The organism is Amycolatopsis taiwanensis DSM 45107 (genome assembly GCF_000519205.1).
GTDB lineage: Bacteria > Actinomycetota > Actinomycetes > Mycobacteriales > Pseudonocardiaceae > Amycolatopsis_E > Amycolatopsis_E taiwanensis.
The window spans coordinates 228,049-247,821 of the sequence record NZ_JAFB01000008.1; the positions used below are offsets into that span (position 1 = coordinate 228,049).

Genomic DNA, 19,773 nt, shown 5'->3' on the forward strand with positions numbered 1-19,773 from the left:
GTTACGCCACGTCGACTTCTTGGAGCCGCTGGTTGACGGCGGCGATGATGTCGGAGAACGGCCGGTGCTGCAGGCCCTCGTCGGTCAGTTCGAACCCGTACTTGGTTTCCAGCGTCGCCTGTACGGAAAGGAACGCCAGCGAATCCAGCCCGATGTCGGTGAACTTCACGCTCGCGTCCGTGGTGCGGTTCGACTCCGGCAGGCCGGCCTTTTCCTCGAGGATGTCCATCAGGTCCTCGATGCGGAAAGGTTGGGTGTTCATGATCCTCGGCTCCCTTCGGTTTTGTTCAACGCGCGTTGTCTCTTTCCATTCGGCGCCGACCTGGTGACTGAACGTTCCTTTTCTTCCGTGAGCATCTCGTCGACGAAATGGATGGTGTGCTCGCCGGCGGCGAACACCGGATGGCTCAGCACGGCCCGGTGGAACCCGGCGGTGGTGCTGATTCCCCTGCCCTGCACGCGAATCTCGGTCAGCGCACGGTCCATTCTGGCCAGTACCGACCGGCGATCCGGGCCCCAGACGACGACCTTCGCCAGTAGCGAGTCGTAGTGGGGTGGAACCCGCGAGCCCGCCAGGTAACCGGCGTCGACCCGCGTCCACGGGCCGCCGGGCAGTTCGAGCCGCTCCAGCACACCCGGGGTCGGTGCGAACGAGGCCCCGGGATCCTCCGCGTTGATCCGGCACTCGATGGCCGCGCCGCTGATCACCACGTCGGATTGGCTCAGCGACAACGGTTCACCGCCCGCGACCCGCAACTGCTCGGCAACCAGGTCCACGCCGGTGACCATCTCGGTTACCGGATGCTCGACCTGGATGCGCGCGTTCAGTTCCATGAAATAGAACCGGCCGTCACCGTCCACAAGGAACTCCATGGTTCCCACGCCGGTGTAGCCCACGCTCAGCGCCCCGCGTACGGCGGCGGCGCCCATTTCCGCGCGCAGCGCCGCGTCCAGACGCGTGGACGGTGCCTCCTCGACGAGTTTCTGCCGCCGCCGCTGCACCGAGCAGTCCCGCTCGCCGAGGTGGATGCCGTTGCCGTGCCGGTCGCACAGCACCTGGATCTCGACGTGCCGGGCGCCGGTGAGAAACCGTTCCAGGTAGACGGTGCTGTCCTTGAACACGGCGTGCGCGGCGGACCGGGTGGCGTGGTAGGTGGTGCGGAAGTCGTGTTTGGTCGGCACGATCGCCATCCCGCGCCCGCCGCCGCCCGCGGCCGCCTTGATGATCACCGGGTAGCCGATCTCCGCGGCGATGCGCTCGCCGTCTTCGACCGTCTCGACCGGATCCTCGGTGCCCGGCAACAGGGGCAGGCCCGCGCGCGACATCAGCCCGCGCACGACGGCCTTGCTCGCGATCCGCGACATCACCTCGGGGTCGGGGCCGACGAAGATGAGGCCGTTCGCCGCGCAGATCTCGGCGAAGTCCGGGTCCTCGGACAGGAACCCGTACCCGGGATGGATCGCGTCCGCCCCGGACAGCCGCGCGGCCTCCACGATGTTCGGGATGTTCAGGTAGCTGTTCTTGGGCGCCGGTGGCCCGATGCACACCGCGTCGTCGGCGAAGGCGAGGACCGCCGCGTCGCGGTCGGCGGTGGAATGGACGGCGACCACCTCGATACCCATTTCCCGGCAGGTGCGGGCGACCCGCAGGGCGATCTCGCCGCGGTTGGCGATGAGCAGTCTGCGGATCATCCCGGGCCTCCTTCCCGGTCTTGCGGGGAACCGGGTTCCCCCGGCGCCAGCACGATGAGGGCCTGGTCGAACTCCACCGCCTCGCCGTTGGGTACGAGCACCTTCTCGACCGTGCCCGCGCATTCGGCGAGCAGCGGGTTCATCAGTTTCATGGCCTCGATGATGGCCAGCGTCTGTCCTTTCTCGACGGTGTCGCCCGCCGAGACGAACGGTGGCGCGCCCGGCTGCGGGGCGGTGTAGAAGGTCCCGACCAGCGGCGCACGAACCACCACGTGTTCGTCGGTGTTGTCGTCGCTGCCTTCGTGGTCCCTCTCGTCCGGTTGCGGCTGGGAAACCTGAACCACTTGCGGGCCCGTGGCGGTGTCCGACCATTCCACCTCGACGCTGTGGCCCGCCGCTTGCATCGCAACCCGGCGCACCGTCGGGGAGAGTTTCGCCATCGCGGTGATCTCCCGGGTCAGCGCGTTCAGGATGGCCGCGTGTTCGGAGTCGTCGGTTCCGTTCATGCCGATCTCACCTCGCTTGCCTGCCACTTGCCGTAGGCACGGAACCGTTGGTACCGCTGGGAAAGCAGCTCGTTCGTGGGCACATCGGCGAGTTCGCCGAGGTATTCGGCGACCGCCTTGCGCAGGTTGTCCGCGGCCACCTCGGGAGTGACGTGCGCGCCACCCTCGGGTTCCGGGACGACCGCGTCGACGATGCCCAGGCCGAGCAGCTCCGGTGCGGTGATCCGCAGCGCGCGGGCGGCTTCGGGCGCTTCCTCCGCCGACCGCCACAGGATCGCCGCGCACCCTTCCGGGCTGATCACCGAGTAGAAACCGTTTTCGAGCATCAGGACGCGGTCCGCGGTGGCCAGCGCCAATGCACCGCCGCTGCCACCTTCGCCGGTGATCACCGAGATGACGGGCACCGGCAGCGTGCTGCTACGCATGATGCACTCGGCGATCGCCGCCGACTGTCCGCGTTGCTCGGCTTCGATGCCGGGAAACGCGCCCGGGGTGTCCACCAGGCAGACCACCGGCAGCCGCAGCGAGGCCGCGTAGTCCATCAGGCGATGCGCCTTCCGGTAGCCCTCCGGGTGCGCCATCCCGAAGTTGCTGGCCAGCCGGTCGGAGGTGGTGTGGCCCTTCTGATGACCGATCACCATCACCCGGTGCCCGGCGATTCTGGCCGGGCCGCCGACGATGGCGGGATCGTCGCCGAAGGTGCGGTCCCCGTTCAGCGGACAGAACTCGTCGAACGCCAGGCTCAGGTAGTCCGTTGTGGACGGACGGTCGACGTGCCGGGCGCGGCGCACCACTTCCCACGGATCCCGGCTGCCGAGCCGTTTCGCGCGGCGGACCGGTGGTGCGCCCGACACCTTCCTCGGCTTGCGGTCGTCGGGCCGGTGCACGCTGAGCAGGCGCCGCACCAGCGGCCGGAGCCCGGGACGGGCGACCACGCCGTCCACCATCCCGTGCTCGAGCAGGAACTCCGCCGTCTGGAACCCGGCCGGCAACTCCTGCCGGACGGTCTGCTCGATCACCCTCGGCCCGGCGAAGCCGATCAGCGCCCCGGCCTCCGCGAGCACGATGTGGCCCAGCGACGCGAACGAGGCGCTCACCCCGCCGAACGTCGGGTTGGTCAGGACGCAGATGGAGAGCACGCCGTCCTGTCGCAGTCCGGCCATGGCCTGCGCGGTCTTCGCCAGCTGCATCAGGGACAGGCACCCTTCCTGCATCCGCGCACCGCTGGAGGCGGTGACCACCAGCAACGGCGTCCGGGTGCGCCGGGCGCGCTCGGCGGCCACCGCGACACACTCGCCGACGGCCGATCCCATGCTGCCGCCCATGAACCGGAAGTCCATCGCGGCGACGACCACCTCGAACCCGTCGATTTCCGCGGTGCCGAACACCACGGCCTCCACCTCGCCGGACTTCTCGGCAGCCGCGGCGTGGCTCTTCGGATAGTTCCGCCGGTCGCCGAACCCGATCGGGTCGCGGCCGGCCTGGTCGCCGGGGATCGCTTCGTGGGTCAGCTCGACGAACGTCGCGGCGTCGACGAGCTGCGCGATCCGCTGCCGCGCGGTCAGCTGGGTGTGGTACCCGCATTCCGCGCAGACGCCGAGATCACGCTCCAGCCGTTTCCGGTAGAGCAGTCCCCGGCAACCGGGACATACCTGCCAGTCGCCGACGTCCCGTACGGACGCGGACGTGAGTCTGATCGCGGTCATGGCAATCAGCCGTCGGCCCGCCAGCGGTAGAACTCCCTGGCAACCGCATCAACCGGGCTGGTCCAGGTGTCCGGGCTGTACGCGCTGATGTAGGGGCGAAGATCGGCCATGATCTGAGCGAAGGCCGGCTGGTCGTGGTTCTCCCGCACCGCTTCGTTGAACGCCGGGTCGGTCCGCTCCAGCAGGTGCAGGTAGACGTCGTCGATCGAGTACAGCCAGCGGCCGGCGACGCCCATCTGGGCCGGCAGTTCTCCGGCGTCGGATTCGCGGAAGATTCGCGCGACGTCCGGCTCGGCGCCGGGCTTGATGTGCGCGGCGATGACGATCTGGCTCGTGCTGCCCGAGGGCGGCTTACGGCCCGGAATCCAGCGGTAGAACTCCTTGGCCACCGAGTCGGACGGCGCTTTCCAGTCCTTCGGATACGGCGTCACGTACGGGGCGATGGCCTCGCTGATCTCCTTGAAGGCGGGGTGCCCGCGAGTCTTGCCGGACACCTTCGGATCCACCGAGCGCTCGATGATGTGGATGTAGAGGTCGTCCAGCGAGAGCAGGGTTCGCCCGATCACGTCGAAGTCCTGCGGCCGGGTCGTTTCGTCGTAGTAACGGAAGACGTCACCGACCTTGTCCTCACTGCCCGGGACAATTCGGGCGACAATCACGCTGCGAAAAGTCATGGCTGCTCCTTGGCTGACGGCTGGAAAGAATTCCGCTCGACGCGCGGACTTTCGCGTGGTCGTACTCGGCCGTCCGCGGATCCCACGAAGTGGGCGAATGCCGGCGCTGGCAATCCTGGGACGGGAAATTCGTTTGACTCCGGATGGGGAACGGGTCCGGTTAATACGACCTCACGTGAAATGAGTAAAGCCTGAGAATGCCGAGGGGGTCTTCACCCGATCGGCGTGACCTGAGAGCACAGCTGGGCGACAGGCCACTACCTGGAGTATCGACGACTGAGATCTTCTCCACGCTGCGTATGTGCTACCGCCGGGCCGGGTCACCCTCACCCTCCCGCGAATTCCGCCTGCGCTGCAACAAATCCGCAGGTCAAGGCGGTTTCTTGGGCGGCCCCCGGCGGCCATGTCGATGGGAAGACCACCGTGTCACCCGCAGGCGCTCTGCCCGGGCGATTCCCGAGTGAGTAGGTGACTCCTCGTGATTACCGAGACACGTTGGGCCATCGTCCTGCGCGCGGTGTCACCCGAATATCAGCAGCCGAGGGAATTGTTTCGCATGCCCGTGTCCCCGGTCCGGGCGCCCGAAATCCGGGTTCAGCACCGAGTATGGAATCGTTGCGCGCGGAACCATGTGGAGAGGAATGCTCATGACAGCAACCGCGCTTCCCGGCGGAACGTTCAGCCTGGCCGCGGACCTGACGGTCACGCGGATGGGATACGGCGCCATGCAACTGGCCGGCCCGCACGTCTTCGGCCCGCCGGCCGACCGCGACGCAGCCGTGGCGGTGCTGCGCGAGGCGGTTCGGCTGGGCATCACGCACATCGACACCGCCGACTTCTACGGCCCGTACGTCACCAACGAGATCATCAAAGAAGCCCTGCACCCCTACCCGGACGACCTGCACATCGTGACGAAGGTCGGAGCGTTGCGCGACGCCGAGGGAAACTGGCCCAAGGCGCTCGCGCCCGAGCAGCTGCGCCAGGCCGTCCAGGACAACCTGGCCCATCTGGGACTGGAGGCCCTCGACGTCGTGAACCTGCGCGTCGGCGGATTCGACAGCCCCGAACCAGGTTCCATCGCCGAGCCGTTCACCGTGCTCGCCCAGTTGCAGCGGGAGGGGCTGATCAGGCATCTCGGGCTGAGCAACGTCAACCGCGAGCAGATCGCCGAAGCCCAGGCGATCGCGCCGATCGTGTGCGTGCAGAACAACTACAACCTCGCCCACCGCGCCGACGACGACCTGATCGATTCCCTTGCCGCGCAAGGAATCGCCTATGTGCCCTACTTCCCGCTCGGCGGCTTCTCCCCGCTGCAGTCCGAGGAGCTGAACGCGGTGGCCGCCCGGGTGGGCGCCGGGCCGATGGCCGTCGCGCTGGCATGGTTGCTCCAGCGCTCCCCGAACATCCTGCTCATTCCCGGCACCTCATCGGTCGCGCATCTGCGCGACAACGTCGCCGCCGCCGCGCTGAGGCTTCCCGAGGACGAACTGGCCGAGCTGAATCGCATCGCATGAACGCTTGTCCCTGTCCTCGGCCAGAGACTCCCCGAGAGCGGTGGTCGCGTACAGCACGGTGCGGCCGGACCGCTCCCGCGCGACGAGCCCGCTCTCGCGGAGCACACGCAGTTGTTGTGAAACCGCGCTGGGTGTGACGCGGAGCCGGCGGGCCAGTTCGGTCGTCGTCGCGGGGGAACGCAGTGCCTCGAGGAGTTCCGCCCGCGCGCGGCCAAGCAACCTGACCGTGCTGCCCGCCGGTGCCCGTGTCTGGCTGTCCCACAACGTCCCGGTGCCGCGGGCCGGGTACCGCACCGTTGTCTGAGTGGTCGTGTTCAGCTTGATCAGCACGTGGGGCGAGCCGAGCGCGACCGGGATGAGGACCAGCCCGCCGGGGCCACGGTTCACGACGCGCTCGCCCTCCGACCAAGGTTCACCCAGGATCAGGCGGCCGTCGTGCCAGCGCAGGTCCCGGTGCAGGCCGGCGAACAACCTCTCGGCACCGCCTGCGGCCAACTGCTTCGCGCGATAGGCGATGTCCGCCTCGAGGACGGCTCTCATCCGTGGCCAGTGCGGTGCGATGAGCCGATCATGTGCCGCACGCAGTTCCGCGGCGACCGTCCGCAGGCCGACCGCGGGTTGGCCGGCAAGCGCAGCGACAGCGTCCGGGAGCCGGTCGCCGAACACGCGACGAAGGCTGGCGCGTACCTGGCCGGCGGTCGTTTGCCGCAACGCCACCAGGTCGTCCTCGATGGACGGTCGAGGACCGGCCGGGGCGGGCACGAGGAACGATGGCGAACTCGGCAGGTTGCCTGCTATCAGGGGCCAGGTATGAGAGAGGCCCAGCGGCTCCTTGGCGAGTTCCCCCACAGCCCAGCGCAGCCAGCGGACATTGCTCGGCTGACGGTCGTGCCCGGCGAGCTGCTGCAGGCTGGACACCGTTTCCGACAGCGGTGAGATCGCGAACCGGGTCGCCGCCAGCTCGGCCACGCCGAGTTCGACTGTCAAGGTCACGATCGCGAGTATGTAGCCTCCGGCTAAATGGTGTCGTCACCGCCGCCGGGGATTCCACGATGCCGACGTGACCGGAATCGGGCTTCCCTCCGCCTACTGGCGGGTGTGGTGGGCGGCGGGCGTCGACGCCATCGGAGACGGGGCGTTCGCCGCCGCCGTTCCATTGCTCGCCGTCGCGGTCACGCGTGATGCCCGGCTCGTGTCGATCGTGTCCGCCGCGACGTACCTGCCGTGGCTACTGCTGTCCCTCCCCGCCGGCGCACTTGTCGACCGGCGCGACCGCGCGAGCCTCATGTGGCGAGCACAGGCGATCCAGGCGCTGATCGTCGCCGCCACCGCGGTGCTGGTCGCGTCCGGCCGGGCCGGGATCCCGGCGCTCGCGGCCGCGGCCTTCGGTCTGGGCGCGTGCGAGGTCGTGTTCGCCAACGCCGCGCAGGCGATCCTGCCGGACATCGTCCCGAAAGCCTTGCTGCACAAGGCGAACGGTCACCAACAGGCGATCACCGCGATCGGCCAGCAGTTCGTGGGACCGCCCTTGGGAAGCCTGCTGTTCACCGCCGCCGCGGCGCTGCCCCTTGGGCTCGATGCCGCCTCTTTCGCCCTGTCCGCCCTGCTGGTGTCGGCACTGCCGCGGTGTCGGAGCCCACGTATCGAGCACCCGCCGATTCGCACGGCGGTTGCCGACGGTCTGCGCTGGCTGGCCCGTCACCGGCTGTTGCGCACCCTCGCCATCTTGCTCGCGGTGAACAACTTCTGCAGCCAGCTCGGCAATGCGACGCTGGTGCTGCTGGCAACCCAGACGCTGCACCTGAGCGCACGTGGTTACGGCTTGCTGCTGGCCGGCGCCGCACTGGGCAGCCTGGTCGGTGCCGTGGTCAATGCGCGGCTCGTCGCCCGGATCGGCGCGACCGGCGCCCTGATCACCGCGCTCGGCGCGAACGTCGTCATCTTCGCCGGGATCGGGCTGAGCCCGAACGCGGTCGTGCTCGCCGCTCTCCTGGCCACCAACGGCTTTGCCACCACCCTCTGGAACATCGTGACCGTCAGCCTCCGGCAGCGTCTCGTGCCTGCCGACCTGCTCGGCCGTGTCAACAGCGTTTACAAGATGCTCGGCTGGGGCCTGATCCCGCTCGGGGCACTGGCCGGCGGCCTCGCCGCCAGCCTGTTCGGATTACGCGCGCCGTACCCGATCGCGGGCGCGCTGCGGGGAATCGCCTTGCTGGCCGCGATGTCCACGCTGATTCGTGCTCCCCGTGACTGACCGTGCACCCGGCGAGTCCGGCCTGGTACGGACCATGTCTATCCTCGTGAACAACCGGGATCCTGCCCGTTCCCGGCGCGATGGGTGGTTCAGGGAAGGGGTAGTACATGAAGATCGGAATCGGGTTGCCCAACCAGGTGCGCGACGTCGACCCCCGGGTGGTTCCGGAGTGGGCCCGGCGTGCCGAGGAGGCCGGCTTTTCCACGCTCGGTACGGTCGGGCGCACGGCCTACCCGGGGGTGATGGACACCGTCGCCCTCGCCGCGGCGGCCGGGGCCACGCAGCGTATCGGGCTGCTCAGCAACGTCCTGATCGGCACCGTCTGGCCGGCGACCCTGCTCGCCAAGGAGGTCGCCGGGATCGACGGTGTCTCCGGAAACCGGCTGACCCTGGGTATCGGCATCGGGGCTCGTCCCGACGACTTCGTGGTCGACGGTCTCGGCCCGAAGGGGCTCGGCAAGCGCATCGACGCCGACCTGGAGACCTATCGCAGTGTCTGGCGTGGCGACCTGGTCGGTGGCGGGGACAACGCGGCGGTCCCGCCCGGCACCCGGCAGGTGCCGTTGCTCTTCGGCGGGTTCGCCCCGGCGGCACTGGCCCGGATGGCCCGCTGGGGCGAGGGCTACATCGGCGGCTCGATGCCGGTACCGGTGGTGGCCGACGCGTTCGGCAAGGCCCGCGCCGCGTGGAGCGAGCACGGCCGTCAGGGCCAGCCGCGGCTGGTGGCCATCGCCTACTTCGCGCTGGGCGATCCCGACCAGGGCCGCGCCAAAATACGCGACTACTACAGCAACTTCGGCGAGATGGCGGACATGGTCGCCGGCACCGTCCGGACCACGCCGGAGGAACTGCGCCAGGCCGTGCAGGACTTCGCCGACCTCGGCGCCGACGAGCTGGTGTTCAACCCGGGCACCGACAACCTGGACGATGTCGCCGCGCTCGCCGACGCGGTGCTCTGAGCAAGGTCGCTCCTGGTCCCTGCATCCCTTGTGCTCTTTCCGAACGCCGGGAGGGCGTGGTTCGCTGACCACAAAGGTGGAACGAGCATCGCCGGAGGATCGTCGGCTCACCACAGCGCGAACCCACGTCAGCGGTCCGAAGGTAGGCAAGGAGGACCCGATGGCCGACTGGCCTGACGACGTCGACGACGACGTCTTCGAACAACTGGACGCGGCGGACACCCTCGACACCCGCGGCCCCGAGGATCCGCTGGACGAAGGCTACTCACCCCCGGAACGCCCGTGGGCCGTCGGTGACTGGGGAGTGACCGCGAGCGAGGTGGCGCAGGGGGAGGGCCTGGACGCGCGGCTGGCCCGCGAACTGCCCGACGCCCTGGCGGACAACCCGGATGACGGGGACGGGATCGGCGATGCGGCCGGCACCGACGGCGAGCCGTACGACGACGAGGTCGGTTACGCCCGTTCCGGGCGGCTCGTGGCCTTCGACGAGGGCGACATCCGGCACACCGAGGAGGAGCTGGTCGCCCACGACGTCGGTATCGACGGTGCGGCGGCATCCGCCGAAGAGGCCGCCGTCCACGTGATCGAGGACCCGACTCAGGGGTAGCCCGGACGCCGATCATGTCCACAATGGTCACTTCGGCGCCGGTGGACGGGATGCCGTGCGCCTGAGGCGGAATCGCCGGCCGCCACGACCATGCGTGGAATGTCAGCGGTCTCAACTAGGTTCGGGGGCGTGACTCCGCAGGAACTCAAGGCCGCGTGCCTGGCGCTGCCCAAGGCGCGCGAGGAATTTCCCTTCGGCGAAGCCAACAGCGTGTTCAAGGTCGAGGGAAAGATGTTCGCGCTCAGCGCGCTGGCCGGCACCCCGTTGCGGGTGAGCCTCAAGTGCGAGCCGGAACTGGCACTTCACCTCCGCGCCACCCATCCGGCCATCACCGCCGGCTACCACCTCAACAAGCGGCACTGGAACACCGTCGTCGTCGACGGTTCGGTGCCGGACTCCCTCGTTCTGCAGTTGATCGAGGACTCCTACGACCTCGTCGTCGCCGGGCTGCCCCGCCGCGTCCGGGAGAAGCTCGGGTGGGTCGCGCTGAGTGAGGAGCAGTGATGGGCGGGGCGGGAACGTGTTCGAACGTGAACAAAACGTCACTTGTCGCAACCTCCAGACGCGCGACAAGATGTCCGAAGACGCCGATTCGGGTCGCGGCAAGGCTATCGTGATCTAGCGGGACCGGTTCACCACCGCGTGCGCAGCGCTCGCCGGTCGGTGGGGTGGTGTCGCACGCCCAGTCACGTCACCGGGAGGTGAAGCCCATGGCGGCGAGCGAGGACCCGCTCAGCGTTGCCATCGTCGGTTCCGGACCGTCCGGCTTCTACGCGGCCGGCGCGCTGCTCGACCAGGATCGGGTGGACGTCCGGATCGACATGTACGAGCGGCTGCCCACGCCGTGGGGGTTGGTGCGATCGGGGGTGGCACCGGACCACCCGAAGATCAAGTCGGTGTCGTCGGCCTACGCCAGGATCGCCGCCCACGAGTCGTTCCGGTTCTTCGGCAACGTCGACGTGGGTGGCGACGTCACGCGCGAAGAGCTCACCTCGCGCTACGACGCGGTCATCTACGCCGTGGGCACCGAGGGGGAGCGCAAGCTCGGCATTCCCGGTGAGGACCTGCCCGGCAGCGTCGCCGCGGCGGACTTCGTGCGCTGGTACAACGGTCACCCCGACTTCTCACACCTGTCCTACGACCTCTCGTGCGAGCGGGCCGTGGTGATCGGCAACGGGAACGTGGCGCTGGACGTGGCCCGCATCCTCTGCTCGCCGGTGGACCGGCTGGCCAGGACCGACATCGCCGACCACGCGCTGGAGGCGTTGCGGCACAGCGAAATCAGGGAGGTCATGGTGGTCGGCCGCCGCGGCGCCGCGCAGGCCTCGTTCACCACTCCCGAGCTGCGGGAGCTGCCCGAGTTCACCGAGTCGGGCGTGGACGTGCACCCCGGCGAGGTCGCGGAAACCCCCGGTGAGGACGGCCTGCCCAGGGTGGTTCAGCGCAACCTCAAGGTGCTGCGGGAGTACGCGGCCAGCGCGCCCGAACCGGGCCGGCGGCACATCACGCTGCGCTTCCAGCGGTCGCCGGTCGAACTGCGCGGCGCCGGGCGCGTCGAGCAACTCGTGCTGGGCCGCAACGAGCTTCTCACCGGTGACGACGGCCGGGTCAGCGCGCGCGACACCGGCGAGCGGGAGGTGGTGGAGACCGGTCTCGTGCTGCGCGCGGTCGGCTACCGTGGGATGCCGCTGCCCGGCCTGCCGTTCGACGAGCGCCGCGCGATCATCCCGAACGAGCAGGGCAAGGTCGCCGGTGGCGAGCGGGAGTACGTGGTCGGCTGGATCAAGCGGGGCCCCACCGGGATCATCGGCACCAACAAGAAGGACGCCGCGGAGACGGTGCGCCGGCTGCTGACCGATCTGGACAGCGGCGAGTTGCGGCGGCACGGTGGCGACGACCCCGCCGCCATCGAGAAGTGGCTCGCCGAGCGACAGCCCGGACTGGTCACCGAGCAGGGCTGGCAGCTGATCGATGCGGCCGAGCGGGCCGCCGGCGAGCCGCACGGACGCCCCCGGGTGAAGCTGTGCAGCCACGACGAGTTGCTGCGGATCGCGCTGAACCCCGACGATGCCGAGGGCTGAGCACCGAGCGGGTCAGCTCCTCCGCGTCGTCACGATCACCGTTGTAGCGGTGGTCGTCGCGTCCGCGTGCACGCAACAGAAGACGCCCACCTTGGTCTTCGAAGACGACTTCACCGGCACCGCCCTCGACACCCGGCATTGGGCGGTTTACGACGGATACCAGGCCAGCTCGGGCGAAACCTGGTCCGCGGCCGCCTGGACCGTGGCCGGGGGGATCCTCACCGGCTCGACCAGCAGCGACGGAGCCATCCCCGGCATCGCCCACACCACCGACCAGACTTACGGCATCTGGGAAGTCTCCGCCCGGTTCGACGCGCCGGCCGACCCGCAGGTCAACTCGGTGTTCCTGTTGTGGCCCGAGGACGACGCCGGGTGGCCGGCGGCCGGCGAGCTCGACTTCACCGAGAACTACGACCCGACCCGGCAGATGACCAGCGGCTTCGTGCACCACGGCGCCCGCAACGACCGGACCAGCGCCATGACGAAGGTCGACATGACGCAGTGGCACGTCTACTCCGTCGCGTGGTCTCCCACCGCGATCACCTACTCCATCGACGGTCGCGCGTGGTTCTCCGACACCGACCGGTTCCATATCCCGACCGGCCCGATGCACCTGACCTTGCAGCAGAACAACAACGCGCCGGTGAAGGCCGGCCGCATACCGACCAGCTTTCAGGTCGACTGGGTCCGCATGTACGCGGTGTAGTCCGGGGACAGCCCCGAGAGACCCCGTATGGGCGCAAGCCCCGGACTCCGTGTCGACGCCTGCCGAGGCCGTCAAGAACGCGTCAAAACCGGTGCCGCGAGCGCAAGGGTGGTGGCACCGGTCACCCGGGCCGGTCGGATTGTGGTGTGCAATCGAAGTATGCGGAAGCTTGACTGGCCGCCTCCTCCGGTTTCCGGAGGATTCGGGTTCCCGCTCGGGTTCGTGGTGGCGATCGGCGTCACCATTGTCGCGGTGGCGGCGGGCGCGACCGCTCAACCGGTCCGGTCGGTGGTACTGCTCGCACTGGCGGTGGCCGTGATCTCGGCGGTGACGACGCTGCCGGCCGCGCTCGCGACCGCTGCCGTCAGCTGGGGCCTGCACGACAGTTTCGTGCTCGGCCGGACGGGCGGCCTGGTGTTCAACGCCGGTGCGGCGGGCGCGGCAGTGGTACTGGTGGGAACCGCGGTGACGGTGGTGGCCATCGCCGGAACCGTGCGGATGGTGCTCGCCCGGCGGCGATCCATTTTGCCCGATGGCCCAGGGGAAGGCGTTGTGGCGCACGGTAACGCCACGAAAGAAGGGGACAGCCGACCGCCTGACGGAGGCCGCATTAAAGGTGCGTGAAGGCGACTAGAGCCGGCGTTAAGAAAAGGTATGTGCGTCCCCGATCGGGTGATTCGAGCCTGCATGCTCGTCCGGCGCGGCAGCCACGGGGCGGCCGCACGGAAGAAGACGGAGGCGAGCACATGGCCGATGTGCTCTATGTGCTGCTCCTGATCGGCATCTTCGCGGTGCTGGGTCTGGTGTTGCGGGGATTGGAGCGATTGTGAGTGGCACCGGCTTGATTGCGAACATCGCGGGCGGCGCCATCGCCCTGGCGTTGATCGTCTATCTGTTCTACGCGCTGATCCGGCCGGAGAAGTTCTGATGGGCGACACGTGGGCCGGCCTGGCGCAGGCCGGCATCCTGGTGGTGGCCTTGGCCGTGGTATACCGGCCGCTCGGCGGGTTCATGGCGCGAGTGTTCACCACGGACCGGCACTGGCGGATCGAGCGGGTGATCTACCGGCTGGTGCGGGTGAACCCGTCCTCGGAGCAGCGGTGGACCACATACGCGCTGGGGGTCCTGGCGTTCGGACTGGTGTCGGCGCTGTTGTTGTACGCACTGCAGCGCTTGCAGCCGTTGTTGCCGTTGAGCTTCGGGCGCAGCATTCCGGCGGAGATGGCGTTCAACACCGCGGTCAGCTTCGCCACCAACACCAACTGGCAGTCCTACGTGCCCGAGTCGGTGATGGGGCATCTGGTGCAGATGCTGGGGCTCACCGTGCACAACTTCGTCTCGGCGGGGATGGGACTCGCGGTCGCGGTCGCGCTGATCCGCGGGTTCGTCCGGCACGCGGGTGACCGGCTTGGCAACTTCTGGGTCGACCTGACCAGGGCCGTGGTGCGGATCCTGCTGCCGATCTCGTTCGTGTTCGCGATCGTGCTGGTCGGTCTCGGCGTGACGATGAGCCTGCAGGAGAACATCCCGGTCACCGGGCTGGACGGCGCGCAGCACTCGATCGCGATCGCGCCGGCGGCCGGCCAGGAGGTCATCAAGGAACTGGGCACCAATGGTGGCGGCATCTTCAACGCCAATGCCGCCCACCCGTTCGAGAACCCCAACTCGTGGTCGAACCTGGTCGAGATCTTCCTGATCCTGTGCATTCCGGTCGCCCTGACGCGGACGTTCGGAATCATGGTCGGCAACAAGCGGCAGGGGTACGTCCTGTTGTCGGTGATGGGCGTGCTGTGGGCCGGCGTGCTCGCGGTGACGTGGTGGGCCGAGGCGCACCCGAACGGCCCGGCCGCCCTGCTGGCCGGCGCCGCCATGGAGGGCAAGGAAACCCGGTTCGGAATTCCCGCCTCGACCCTGTTCGCGACCAGCACCACCGGCACCTCGACCGGTGCGGTGAACTCGATGCACGACAGCTTCAGCGGTCTGGGCGGCGCCGGCCCGATGTTTCAGATGATGCTCGGGGAGGTCTCGCCCGGCGGGGTGGGCACCGGCATCTACGGGATCCTCGTGATGGCGATCATCGCGGTGTTCCTCGCCGGGCTGATGGTCGGCCGTACGCCGGAGTATCTGGGCAAGAAGCTCGGGCGGCGGGAGGTCACCTTCGCGGCGATCTCGATGCTGACCATGCCCGTCGTCGTGCTGATCGGGACCGGGCTGGCGCTGGCTCTGCCTTCCGTGACCGGCAGTTCGCTGTCGAACCCGGGTGCGCACGGACTGTCCGAAGTGCTCTACGCCTACACGTCCACAGCGAACAACAACGGCAGCGCGTTCGCCGGGTTGACCGTGACGAACAACTTCTACGAGTCCACTTTGGGCATTGCGATGCTGTTGGGCCGGTTCATCCCGATCCTCGCCACCCTCGCGCTGGCCGGCGCGTTGGTGCGGCAGAAGAAGGTCCCGGTCTCGGCGGGCACGCTGCCCACGACCGGCCCGCTGTTCTCCACGATGCTCGGCGGCACGGTCCTCCTGGTCGCCGCGCTGACCTTCGTGCCGGCCCTGGCCCTCGGCCCGATCGCGGAGGCTCTCTCATGACGGCCGTCACCAAACCGAACCAGGAATCGAGTCGTATGGACCTCCAGGAGCCTGCCACCACCGGGCACGCGGGACGGGTGTCGGCGGGCGTGTTCAACCCGCGGCAGTTGCTGGTCTCGCTGCCGGACGCGCTGCGCAAACTCGGCCCGCGGCACCAGATGCGCAATCCGGTGATGTTCGTGGTGTGGGTGGGTTCGCTGTTGACCACGGTGTTCGCCGTTACCCAGCCGTCGGTGTTCACCATCGGGGTGACGATCTGGCTGTGGTTCACGGTGGTGTTCGCCAACCTCGCCGAGGCCGTCGCCGAAGGCCGGGGGAAGGCACAGGCGGAGACCCTGCGCCGCACCAAGACCGAAACCGTCGCCAGGCGCCTGTGCACCGACGGCACCGAGGAACGGGTACCCGGCGCCGGCCTGGCGATCGGGGACCTGGTCGTGGTCGAGGCCGGGGAGGTGATCCCCGGTGATGGTGACGTGGTCGAAGGCATCGCGACCGTGGACGAGTCCGCGATCACCGGCGAGTCGGCCCCGGTGATCCGGGAGTCCGGCGGCGACCGGTCCGCCGTGACCGGTGGGACGACCGTGCTGTCGGACCGGATCGTGGTGAAGATCTCCACCCGGCCCGGAGAGTCCTTTGTGGATCGGATGATCGCGTTGGTGGAGGGCGCGAACCGGCAGAAGACGCCGAACGAGGTCGCGCTGAACATCCTGCTCGCGGTGCTGACCATCACCTTCTTGGTCGCGGTGGTCGCGCTGCAGCCGATGGCGGGCTACTCCGGTCGTATGCAGTCGGTGATCGTGCTCACGGCGTTGCTGGTGTGCCTGATCCCGACCACGATCGGCGCATTGCTCTCCTCGATCGGCATCGCCGGGATGGACCGGCTGGTGCAGCGCAACGTGCTGGCCATGTCCGGCCGCGCGGTCGAGGCCGCCGGGGACGTGGACACGCTGCTGCTGGACAAGACCGGCACCATCACCTACGGCAACCGTCAGGCCACGAAGTTGCTTCCGGTCGGTTCCTCCACAGTGGAGGACCTCGCGATGGCGGCCCGGCTGTCCAGCCTCGCCGACGGCACCCCGGAAGGGCGCAGCATCGTCGACCTGTGCGTGCGCGAGTACGGCCTGGCCGGCAAGCCCAGCGAGCACGAACGTGCCGCGCAGTTCGTCGCGTTCACCGCGCAGACCCGCATGTCCGGCGCCGACCTGGACGGGCGGCAGGTCCGCAAGGGGGCCGCCACCGCGGTGCGCTCGTGGGTGGCGGAGCACGGCGGCGTGGTGCCGGACGAGGTGCACCGCATCGCCGACTCCATCGGCGAACAGGGCGCCACCCCGCTGGTGGTCGCCGAGCAGGTCAACGGCACCGCGATCGTGCGGGGCGTCATCCAGCTCTCCGATGTCGTCAAGACGGGCATCCGCGAGCGGTTCGCCCAGCTACGCGCGATGGGCATCCGGACCGTCATGATCACCGGCGACAATCCCTTGACCGCCAAGGCGATCGCGGCCGATGCCGGGGTGGACGATTTCCTCGCCGAGGCCAAGCCCGAGGACAAGATGGCCCTGATCCGCGCCGAGCAGGCCGGCGGCAAGCTGGTCGCGATGACCGGGGACGGCACCAACGACGCGCCCGCGCTCGCGCAGGCCGACGTCGGGGTGGCGATGAACACCGGCACCATGGCGGCCAAGGAAGCCGGCAACATGGTCGATCTCGACTCCAACCCGACGAAGCTGATCGAGATAGTGGAGATCGGCAAGCAACTGCTGATCACCCGCGGCGCGCTGACCACCTTCAGCATCGCCAACGACCTCGCGAAGTACTTCGCCATCCTGCCCGCGATGTTCGTCGCCATCTATCCGCAACTGAACGCGCTGAACATCATGCGCCTGCACTCGCCGACCTCGGCGATCCTCTCGGCGGTGATCTTCAACGCGCTCATCATCGTCGCGCTCATCCCGCTTGCGCTGCGCGGCGTGCGCTACCGGCCCACCAGCGCCCGCGGCCTGCTGCGACGCAACTTGTTGGTCTACGGGCTCGGCGGGATCATCGTGCCGTTCCTCGGGATCTGGCTGGTGGATCTCGTGGTCCGGCTCATTCCGGGAATCGGGTGAATGTCGTGAAGTGGTTGTCCAATATGGTGCGACAGGCCGGCGCCGGCCTGCGGTTGATGCTGGTGCTGACGGTGCTCGCCGGGGTGCTGTATCCCTTGGCCGTGTGGTCGGTTTCCCGCCTGCCAGGCCTGGAGAACAAGGCCGAAGGGTCCATTGTGTACGTCAACGGGCAGCCCGTCGGGTCCGCGGAGATCGGCGTCGACCTCACGCCCGCCGATCCCCGGCACGACCCGTGGTTCCACACCCGGCCGTCGGGCACCGCCGGCGAGCCGCTCGGGCCCGGTGACCCGTCCACCTCGGGTGCGTCGAACCTGGCCGCCGACAACCCGAAGCTCGTGCAACTGGTGCAGGAACGCAGGGACGCCATCGCCCAGCGCGAAGGCGTGCCGGCCGACCAGGTTCCCCCGGACGCGGTGACGGCCTCCGCCTCGGGCCTGGACCCGGCCATCAGCCCCGCCTATGCCTACCTGCAGATTTCCCGCGTGGCAAGGGAAAACGGGCTGAGCGAGCAACAGGTCCGCCAACTCGTCGACGGCCAGGTACAAGGCCGCGCCCTGGGCGTGCTCGGTGAACCGACGGTCAACGTGCTCGCCCTCAACGTCGCCGTCCAACAACTGGTGCATCCCTAGGCGGGACGACTCCGACCGGGCACCTCTACAACGGACGCTCGACGACGCTGGTAGGCGTAGGTGAGGAGGCCAAGGCCTCCGCCTCGAAGCACTCGGCCGTCGCGTCGGTGGTGTCGGTGCCCGCAAGGAAGTTGAGGTACCTGCGGCCGTTCCCCCACGGCGTCATCGGGTCCAGCGCCGTGCCGAGAGCCACGGAGAACGTGATTCGTGGCGCGAGGAGCTGGCTGGTGGGGCGTGGTCGTCCGTTGGAGCTGATGGAGCGTGAGGTGATCGCGTTGGGGATCAAGAAGAGGATGTCGTACCGTGAGATTGGGGATTCGATCGGTCGGGATCATTCGGTGGTGTTTCGGGAGGTTGAGCTAGACTTGCCAACCTAACCTGGTGCACTCGCCACTTGAACCTGCCCTCGATCACTCGAACGTGTATCGAACGTATGTCTTACGTTTGGTATTATGGTGGCATGTCCGAGCAGGCTCCCGTTTCCCGGTTGTGGCAGGTTCCCGATGGGGACCTGACTGCTCTGTTGGTGGCGTGTGAGGAAAAGCTGCGGACCGGCTACGCCGAGATGCTCGCGATCGTGGGTGAGAGCGAGCAGCGTGGGCTGGGGAAGTCCTTGGGGTTCAAGGACACGGCCGCGTTCCTGACGGATATGTTGCGGATTTCTGCGCGGGAAGCTAAACAACGCATCGAGCACGCCGCGGCCACCATGGCGTCCTCGTCGCTGACCGGGGTGCCGCAACCCCCACCACAGGCCGCCACCGGCAAAGCCCTCACCGCCGGGGACATCAACGCAGAACACGTCCACGCGATCACCACGACCATGCAGGCGTGCCCGGCACAGATCCCGGTCGAGCAGCGCGAGGCGGATGAGCGGATTCTGGTGGAGCTGGCTCGACAGGCCGGACCGGAGGCGGTGCGCAAAGCCGGCCGTCGGCTGCGCGCGATCTGGGAGCAGGACACCGCACCACCGGAGGACAAGGAACGCGAGCAGGCTCACCCGTTGCGCCGGTTGGACATCACGCGCCGCAAAGACGGCAGCATCCGCTTCAGCGGTGAACTCGACGCCGAAACCGCCGAGGAACTCGACGGGCTACTCGGGCCACTGGCGAAACCACACAAGAACCCCGAGACCGGCGAACACGACACCCGCACCCCCGCCGAACGCGCCGGAGACGCCCTCGCCGAAATCATCGCCCTTGCCGCGCGTTGCGACGAGTTGGCGACCCAAGGTGGTGAGCGCGCGGTGATGATCGTGTCCATCACCCTCGCCGAACTCGAGAACCGCGCCCGGCACGCCCTCCTCGACATCCCCGGAATATCGAGCGTCGACGGGCTCCGCCGCCTGGCTTGCGAGTCCAAGGTGGTGCCCGCGATCTTCGGCAACAACGCCGCACCCCTCTACGTAGGCGATGCTTCCCGGTTCGCCACACCTGCCCAACGCCGCTACCTCACCGCCCGAGACCGCGGATGCGCCTTCCCCGGCTGCACCCGAGGTCCTAAATGGACGACACCGCACCACGTCGTGCCATGGTCGACGGACAAGCGCACCGACGTGGACAATCTCGTGCTCGTGTGCGCTAAGCATCACCGGGTGATTCACCACACGCAGTGGGAGGTACGGATGAACGGGCACCTGCCCGAATTCATCCCGCCACCGTGGATCGACAAGCAACGAAGACCCATGCGCAACCTCGCGCACACCACCACACCCCGATACCAACAAGCCGCATAACCACAGGGTCGGCACCCGG

22 protein-coding genes are annotated in these 19,773 nt (G+C 68.5%); 15 read left to right on the forward strand and 7 right to left on the reverse strand.

Features of this window, described 5'->3' with window-relative positions; genetic code table 11:
* Position 1: 1 nt before the first annotated feature.
* Genes A3CU_RS0107975 through A3CU_RS0107995 form a run of 5 tightly spaced genes read right to left on the reverse strand, consistent with a single transcriptional unit; the run spans position 2 to position 4,578 of the window.
* The gene (locus A3CU_RS0107975; protein ID WP_027941850.1) at positions 2-262 is read right to left on the reverse strand and encodes an acyl carrier protein; all 261 of its coding nucleotides are present in this window, start codon (positions 260-262) and stop codon (positions 2-4) included.
* Positions 259-1,692, reverse strand: a complete 1,434-nt coding sequence (locus A3CU_RS43865) for an acetyl-CoA carboxylase biotin carboxylase subunit (protein ID WP_063628797.1) — start codon at positions 1,690-1,692, stop codon at positions 259-261. Before A3CU_RS43865 ends, A3CU_RS0107975 begins: the two co-directional genes overlap by 4 nt.
* Positions 1,689-2,198, reverse strand: coding sequence for an acetyl-CoA carboxylase biotin carboxyl carrier protein (locus tag A3CU_RS43870; protein WP_043840756.1), 510 nt, complete (start codon positions 2,196-2,198; stop codon positions 1,689-1,691). Before A3CU_RS43870 ends, A3CU_RS43865 begins: the two co-directional genes overlap by 4 nt.
* A complete protein-coding gene (locus tag A3CU_RS0107990; protein ID WP_027941851.1) occupies positions 2,195-3,904 on the reverse strand; it encodes an acetyl-CoA carboxylase carboxyltransferase subunit alpha in 1,710 nt (569 codons plus the stop codon). Before A3CU_RS0107990 ends, A3CU_RS43870 begins: the two co-directional genes overlap by 4 nt.
* Positions 3,905-3,909: 5 nt before the next feature.
* The gene (locus A3CU_RS0107995; RefSeq protein WP_027941852.1) at positions 3,910-4,578 is read right to left on the reverse strand and encodes a TcmI family type II polyketide cyclase; all 669 of its coding nucleotides are present in this window, start codon (positions 4,576-4,578) and stop codon (positions 3,910-3,912) included.
* A 647-nt stretch (positions 4,579-5,225) separates the two neighbouring features.
* Between A3CU_RS0107995 and A3CU_RS0108000 the strand changes: the two genes are divergently transcribed.
* Complete coding sequence (locus A3CU_RS0108000) at positions 5,226-6,092, forward strand: aldo/keto reductase family oxidoreductase (RefSeq protein WP_027941853.1); 867 nt, start codon at positions 5,226-5,228, stop codon at positions 6,090-6,092.
* Here the strand turns inward: A3CU_RS0108000 and A3CU_RS43875 are convergent.
* Positions 6,003-7,085, reverse strand: coding sequence for an ArsR/SmtB family transcription factor (locus tag A3CU_RS43875; protein WP_245616922.1), 1,083 nt, complete (start codon positions 7,083-7,085; stop codon positions 6,003-6,005). The two genes, A3CU_RS0108000 and A3CU_RS43875, sit on opposite strands and share 90 nt — an antisense overlap.
* 67 nt (positions 7,086-7,152) lie before the next feature.
* On the opposite strand from A3CU_RS43875, the gene A3CU_RS0108010 reads away from it, so the two are divergent.
* The 12 genes from A3CU_RS0108010 (at position 7,153) to kdpC (ending at position 18,022) form a co-directional block, all read left to right on the forward strand.
* Positions 7,153-8,346 carry an MFS transporter gene (locus A3CU_RS0108010; RefSeq protein WP_027941854.1) on the forward strand — a complete coding sequence of 398 codons (1,194 nt, stop codon included), beginning with the start codon at positions 7,153-7,155 and terminating at the stop codon, positions 8,344-8,346.
* A 107-nt stretch (positions 8,347-8,453) separates the two neighbouring features.
* Positions 8,454-9,305: an LLM class flavin-dependent oxidoreductase gene (locus A3CU_RS0108015; protein WP_027941855.1), complete on the forward strand. Its 852-nt coding sequence runs from the start codon at positions 8,454-8,456 to the stop codon at positions 9,303-9,305.
* Between the two features lie 160 nt (positions 9,306-9,465).
* Entirely contained in the window at positions 9,466-9,912 is a 447-nt protein-coding gene (locus tag A3CU_RS0108020) for a DUF5709 domain-containing protein (protein ID WP_027941856.1), read from the forward strand.
* A gap of 129 nt (positions 9,913-10,041) precedes the next feature.
* Positions 10,042-10,416 carry an MmcQ/YjbR family DNA-binding protein gene (locus tag A3CU_RS0108025; protein WP_043840757.1) on the forward strand — a complete coding sequence of 125 codons (375 nt, stop codon included), beginning with the start codon at positions 10,042-10,044 and terminating at the stop codon, positions 10,414-10,416.
* A 206-nt stretch (positions 10,417-10,622) separates the two neighbouring features.
* Complete coding sequence (locus A3CU_RS0108035) at positions 10,623-11,993, forward strand: FAD-dependent oxidoreductase (protein WP_027941858.1); 1,371 nt, start codon at positions 10,623-10,625, stop codon at positions 11,991-11,993.
* A gap of 49 nt (positions 11,994-12,042) precedes the next feature.
* Complete coding sequence (locus tag A3CU_RS43880; RefSeq protein ID WP_169739603.1) at positions 12,043-12,699, forward strand: glycoside hydrolase family 16 protein; 657 nt, start codon at positions 12,043-12,045, stop codon at positions 12,697-12,699.
* A gap of 159 nt (positions 12,700-12,858) precedes the next feature.
* Positions 12,859-13,323 (forward strand): hypothetical protein, encoded by a 465-nt coding sequence (locus tag A3CU_RS43885; RefSeq protein ID WP_052371538.1) that lies wholly within the window; start codon positions 12,859-12,861, stop codon positions 13,321-13,323.
* Positions 13,324-13,355: 32 nt separating this feature from the next.
* Entirely contained in the window at positions 13,356-13,529 is a 174-nt protein-coding gene (locus A3CU_RS52245) for a hypothetical protein (RefSeq protein ID WP_156960277.1), read from the forward strand.
* Positions 13,526-13,627, forward strand: a complete 102-nt coding sequence (kdpF, locus tag A3CU_RS0108055) for a K(+)-transporting ATPase subunit F (protein ID WP_027941859.1) — start codon at positions 13,526-13,528, stop codon at positions 13,625-13,627. The genes A3CU_RS52245 and kdpF overlap by 4 nt, the downstream gene beginning before the upstream one ends.
* On the forward strand, positions 13,627-15,288 hold the full coding sequence (gene kdpA / locus A3CU_RS0108060; RefSeq protein WP_027941860.1) for a potassium-transporting ATPase subunit KdpA: 1,662 nt from the start codon (positions 13,627-13,629) through the stop codon (positions 15,286-15,288). The genes kdpF and kdpA overlap by 1 nt, the downstream gene beginning before the upstream one ends.
* A gap of 35 nt (positions 15,289-15,323) precedes the next feature.
* Positions 15,324-17,393, forward strand: coding sequence for a potassium-transporting ATPase subunit KdpB (gene kdpB / locus A3CU_RS0108065; RefSeq protein ID WP_027941861.1), 2,070 nt, complete (start codon positions 15,324-15,326; stop codon positions 17,391-17,393).
* Between the two features lie 14 nt (positions 17,394-17,407).
* On the forward strand, positions 17,408-18,022 hold the full coding sequence (gene kdpC / locus A3CU_RS0108070) for a K(+)-transporting ATPase subunit C (RefSeq protein WP_027941862.1): 615 nt from the start codon (positions 17,408-17,410) through the stop codon (positions 18,020-18,022).
* 25 nt (positions 18,023-18,047) lie between these two features.
* Here kdpC and A3CU_RS53860 read toward each other — a convergent pair whose 3' ends face one another.
* Positions 18,048-18,215: a hypothetical protein gene (locus A3CU_RS53860; protein WP_156960278.1), complete on the reverse strand. Its 168-nt coding sequence runs from the start codon at positions 18,213-18,215 to the stop codon at positions 18,048-18,050.
* Between the two features lie 34 nt (positions 18,216-18,249).
* Here A3CU_RS53860 and A3CU_RS55560 point away from each other — a divergent pair, with 34 nt between their 5' ends.
* Both A3CU_RS55560 and A3CU_RS0108085 read left to right on the forward strand, forming a co-directional pair.
* Complete coding sequence (locus A3CU_RS55560; protein WP_156960279.1) at positions 18,250-18,399, forward strand: helix-turn-helix domain-containing protein; 150 nt, start codon at positions 18,250-18,252, stop codon at positions 18,397-18,399.
* A gap of 83 nt (positions 18,400-18,482) precedes the next feature.
* Positions 18,483-19,754, forward strand: coding sequence for an HNH endonuclease signature motif containing protein (locus A3CU_RS0108085; protein WP_027941863.1), 1,272 nt, complete (start codon positions 18,483-18,485; stop codon positions 19,752-19,754).
* Positions 19,755-19,773: the final 19 nt, after the last annotated feature.

What these genes read in the sequence shown, in the direction of transcription:
- A3CU_RS0108020 (WP_027941856.1), top strand. Translation starts at nt 9,466, where the DNA reads ATGGCCGACTGGCCTGACGACGTCGACGACGACGTCTTCGAACAACTG.
- kdpB (WP_027941861.1), top strand. Translation starts at nt 15,324, where the DNA reads ATGGACCTCCAGGAGCCTGCCACCACCGGGCACGCGGGACGGGTGTCG.
- kdpA (WP_027941860.1), top strand. Translation starts at nt 13,627, where the DNA reads ATGGGCGACACGTGGGCCGGCCTGGCGCAGGCCGGCATCCTGGTGGTG.
- A3CU_RS43885 (WP_052371538.1), top strand. Translation starts at nt 12,859, where the DNA reads ATGCGGAAGCTTGACTGGCCGCCTCCTCCGGTTTCCGGAGGATTCGGG.
- A3CU_RS0107975 (WP_027941850.1), bottom strand. Translation starts at nt 262, where the DNA reads ATGAACACCCAACCTTTCCGCATCGAGGACCTGATGGACATCCTCGAG.
- A3CU_RS43870 (WP_043840756.1), bottom strand. Translation starts at nt 2,198, where the DNA reads ATGAACGGAACCGACGACTCCGAACACGCGGCCATCCTGAACGCGCTG.
- A3CU_RS0108000 (WP_027941853.1), top strand. Translation starts at nt 5,226, where the DNA reads ATGACAGCAACCGCGCTTCCCGGCGGAACGTTCAGCCTGGCCGCGGAC.
- A3CU_RS0107990 (WP_027941851.1), bottom strand. Translation starts at nt 3,904, where the DNA reads ATGACCGCGATCAGACTCACGTCCGCGTCCGTACGGGACGTCGGCGAC.
- A3CU_RS43865 (WP_063628797.1), bottom strand. Translation starts at nt 1,692, where the DNA reads ATGATCCGCAGACTGCTCATCGCCAACCGCGGCGAGATCGCCCTGCGG.
- A3CU_RS0108035 (WP_027941858.1), top strand. Translation starts at nt 10,623, where the DNA reads ATGGCGGCGAGCGAGGACCCGCTCAGCGTTGCCATCGTCGGTTCCGGA.
- A3CU_RS0108085 (WP_027941863.1), top strand. Translation starts at nt 18,483, where the DNA reads ATGTCCGAGCAGGCTCCCGTTTCCCGGTTGTGGCAGGTTCCCGATGGG.
- A3CU_RS0108015 (WP_027941855.1), top strand. Translation starts at nt 8,454, where the DNA reads ATGAAGATCGGAATCGGGTTGCCCAACCAGGTGCGCGACGTCGACCCC.
- A3CU_RS0107995 (WP_027941852.1), bottom strand. Translation starts at nt 4,578, where the DNA reads ATGACTTTTCGCAGCGTGATTGTCGCCCGAATTGTCCCGGGCAGTGAG.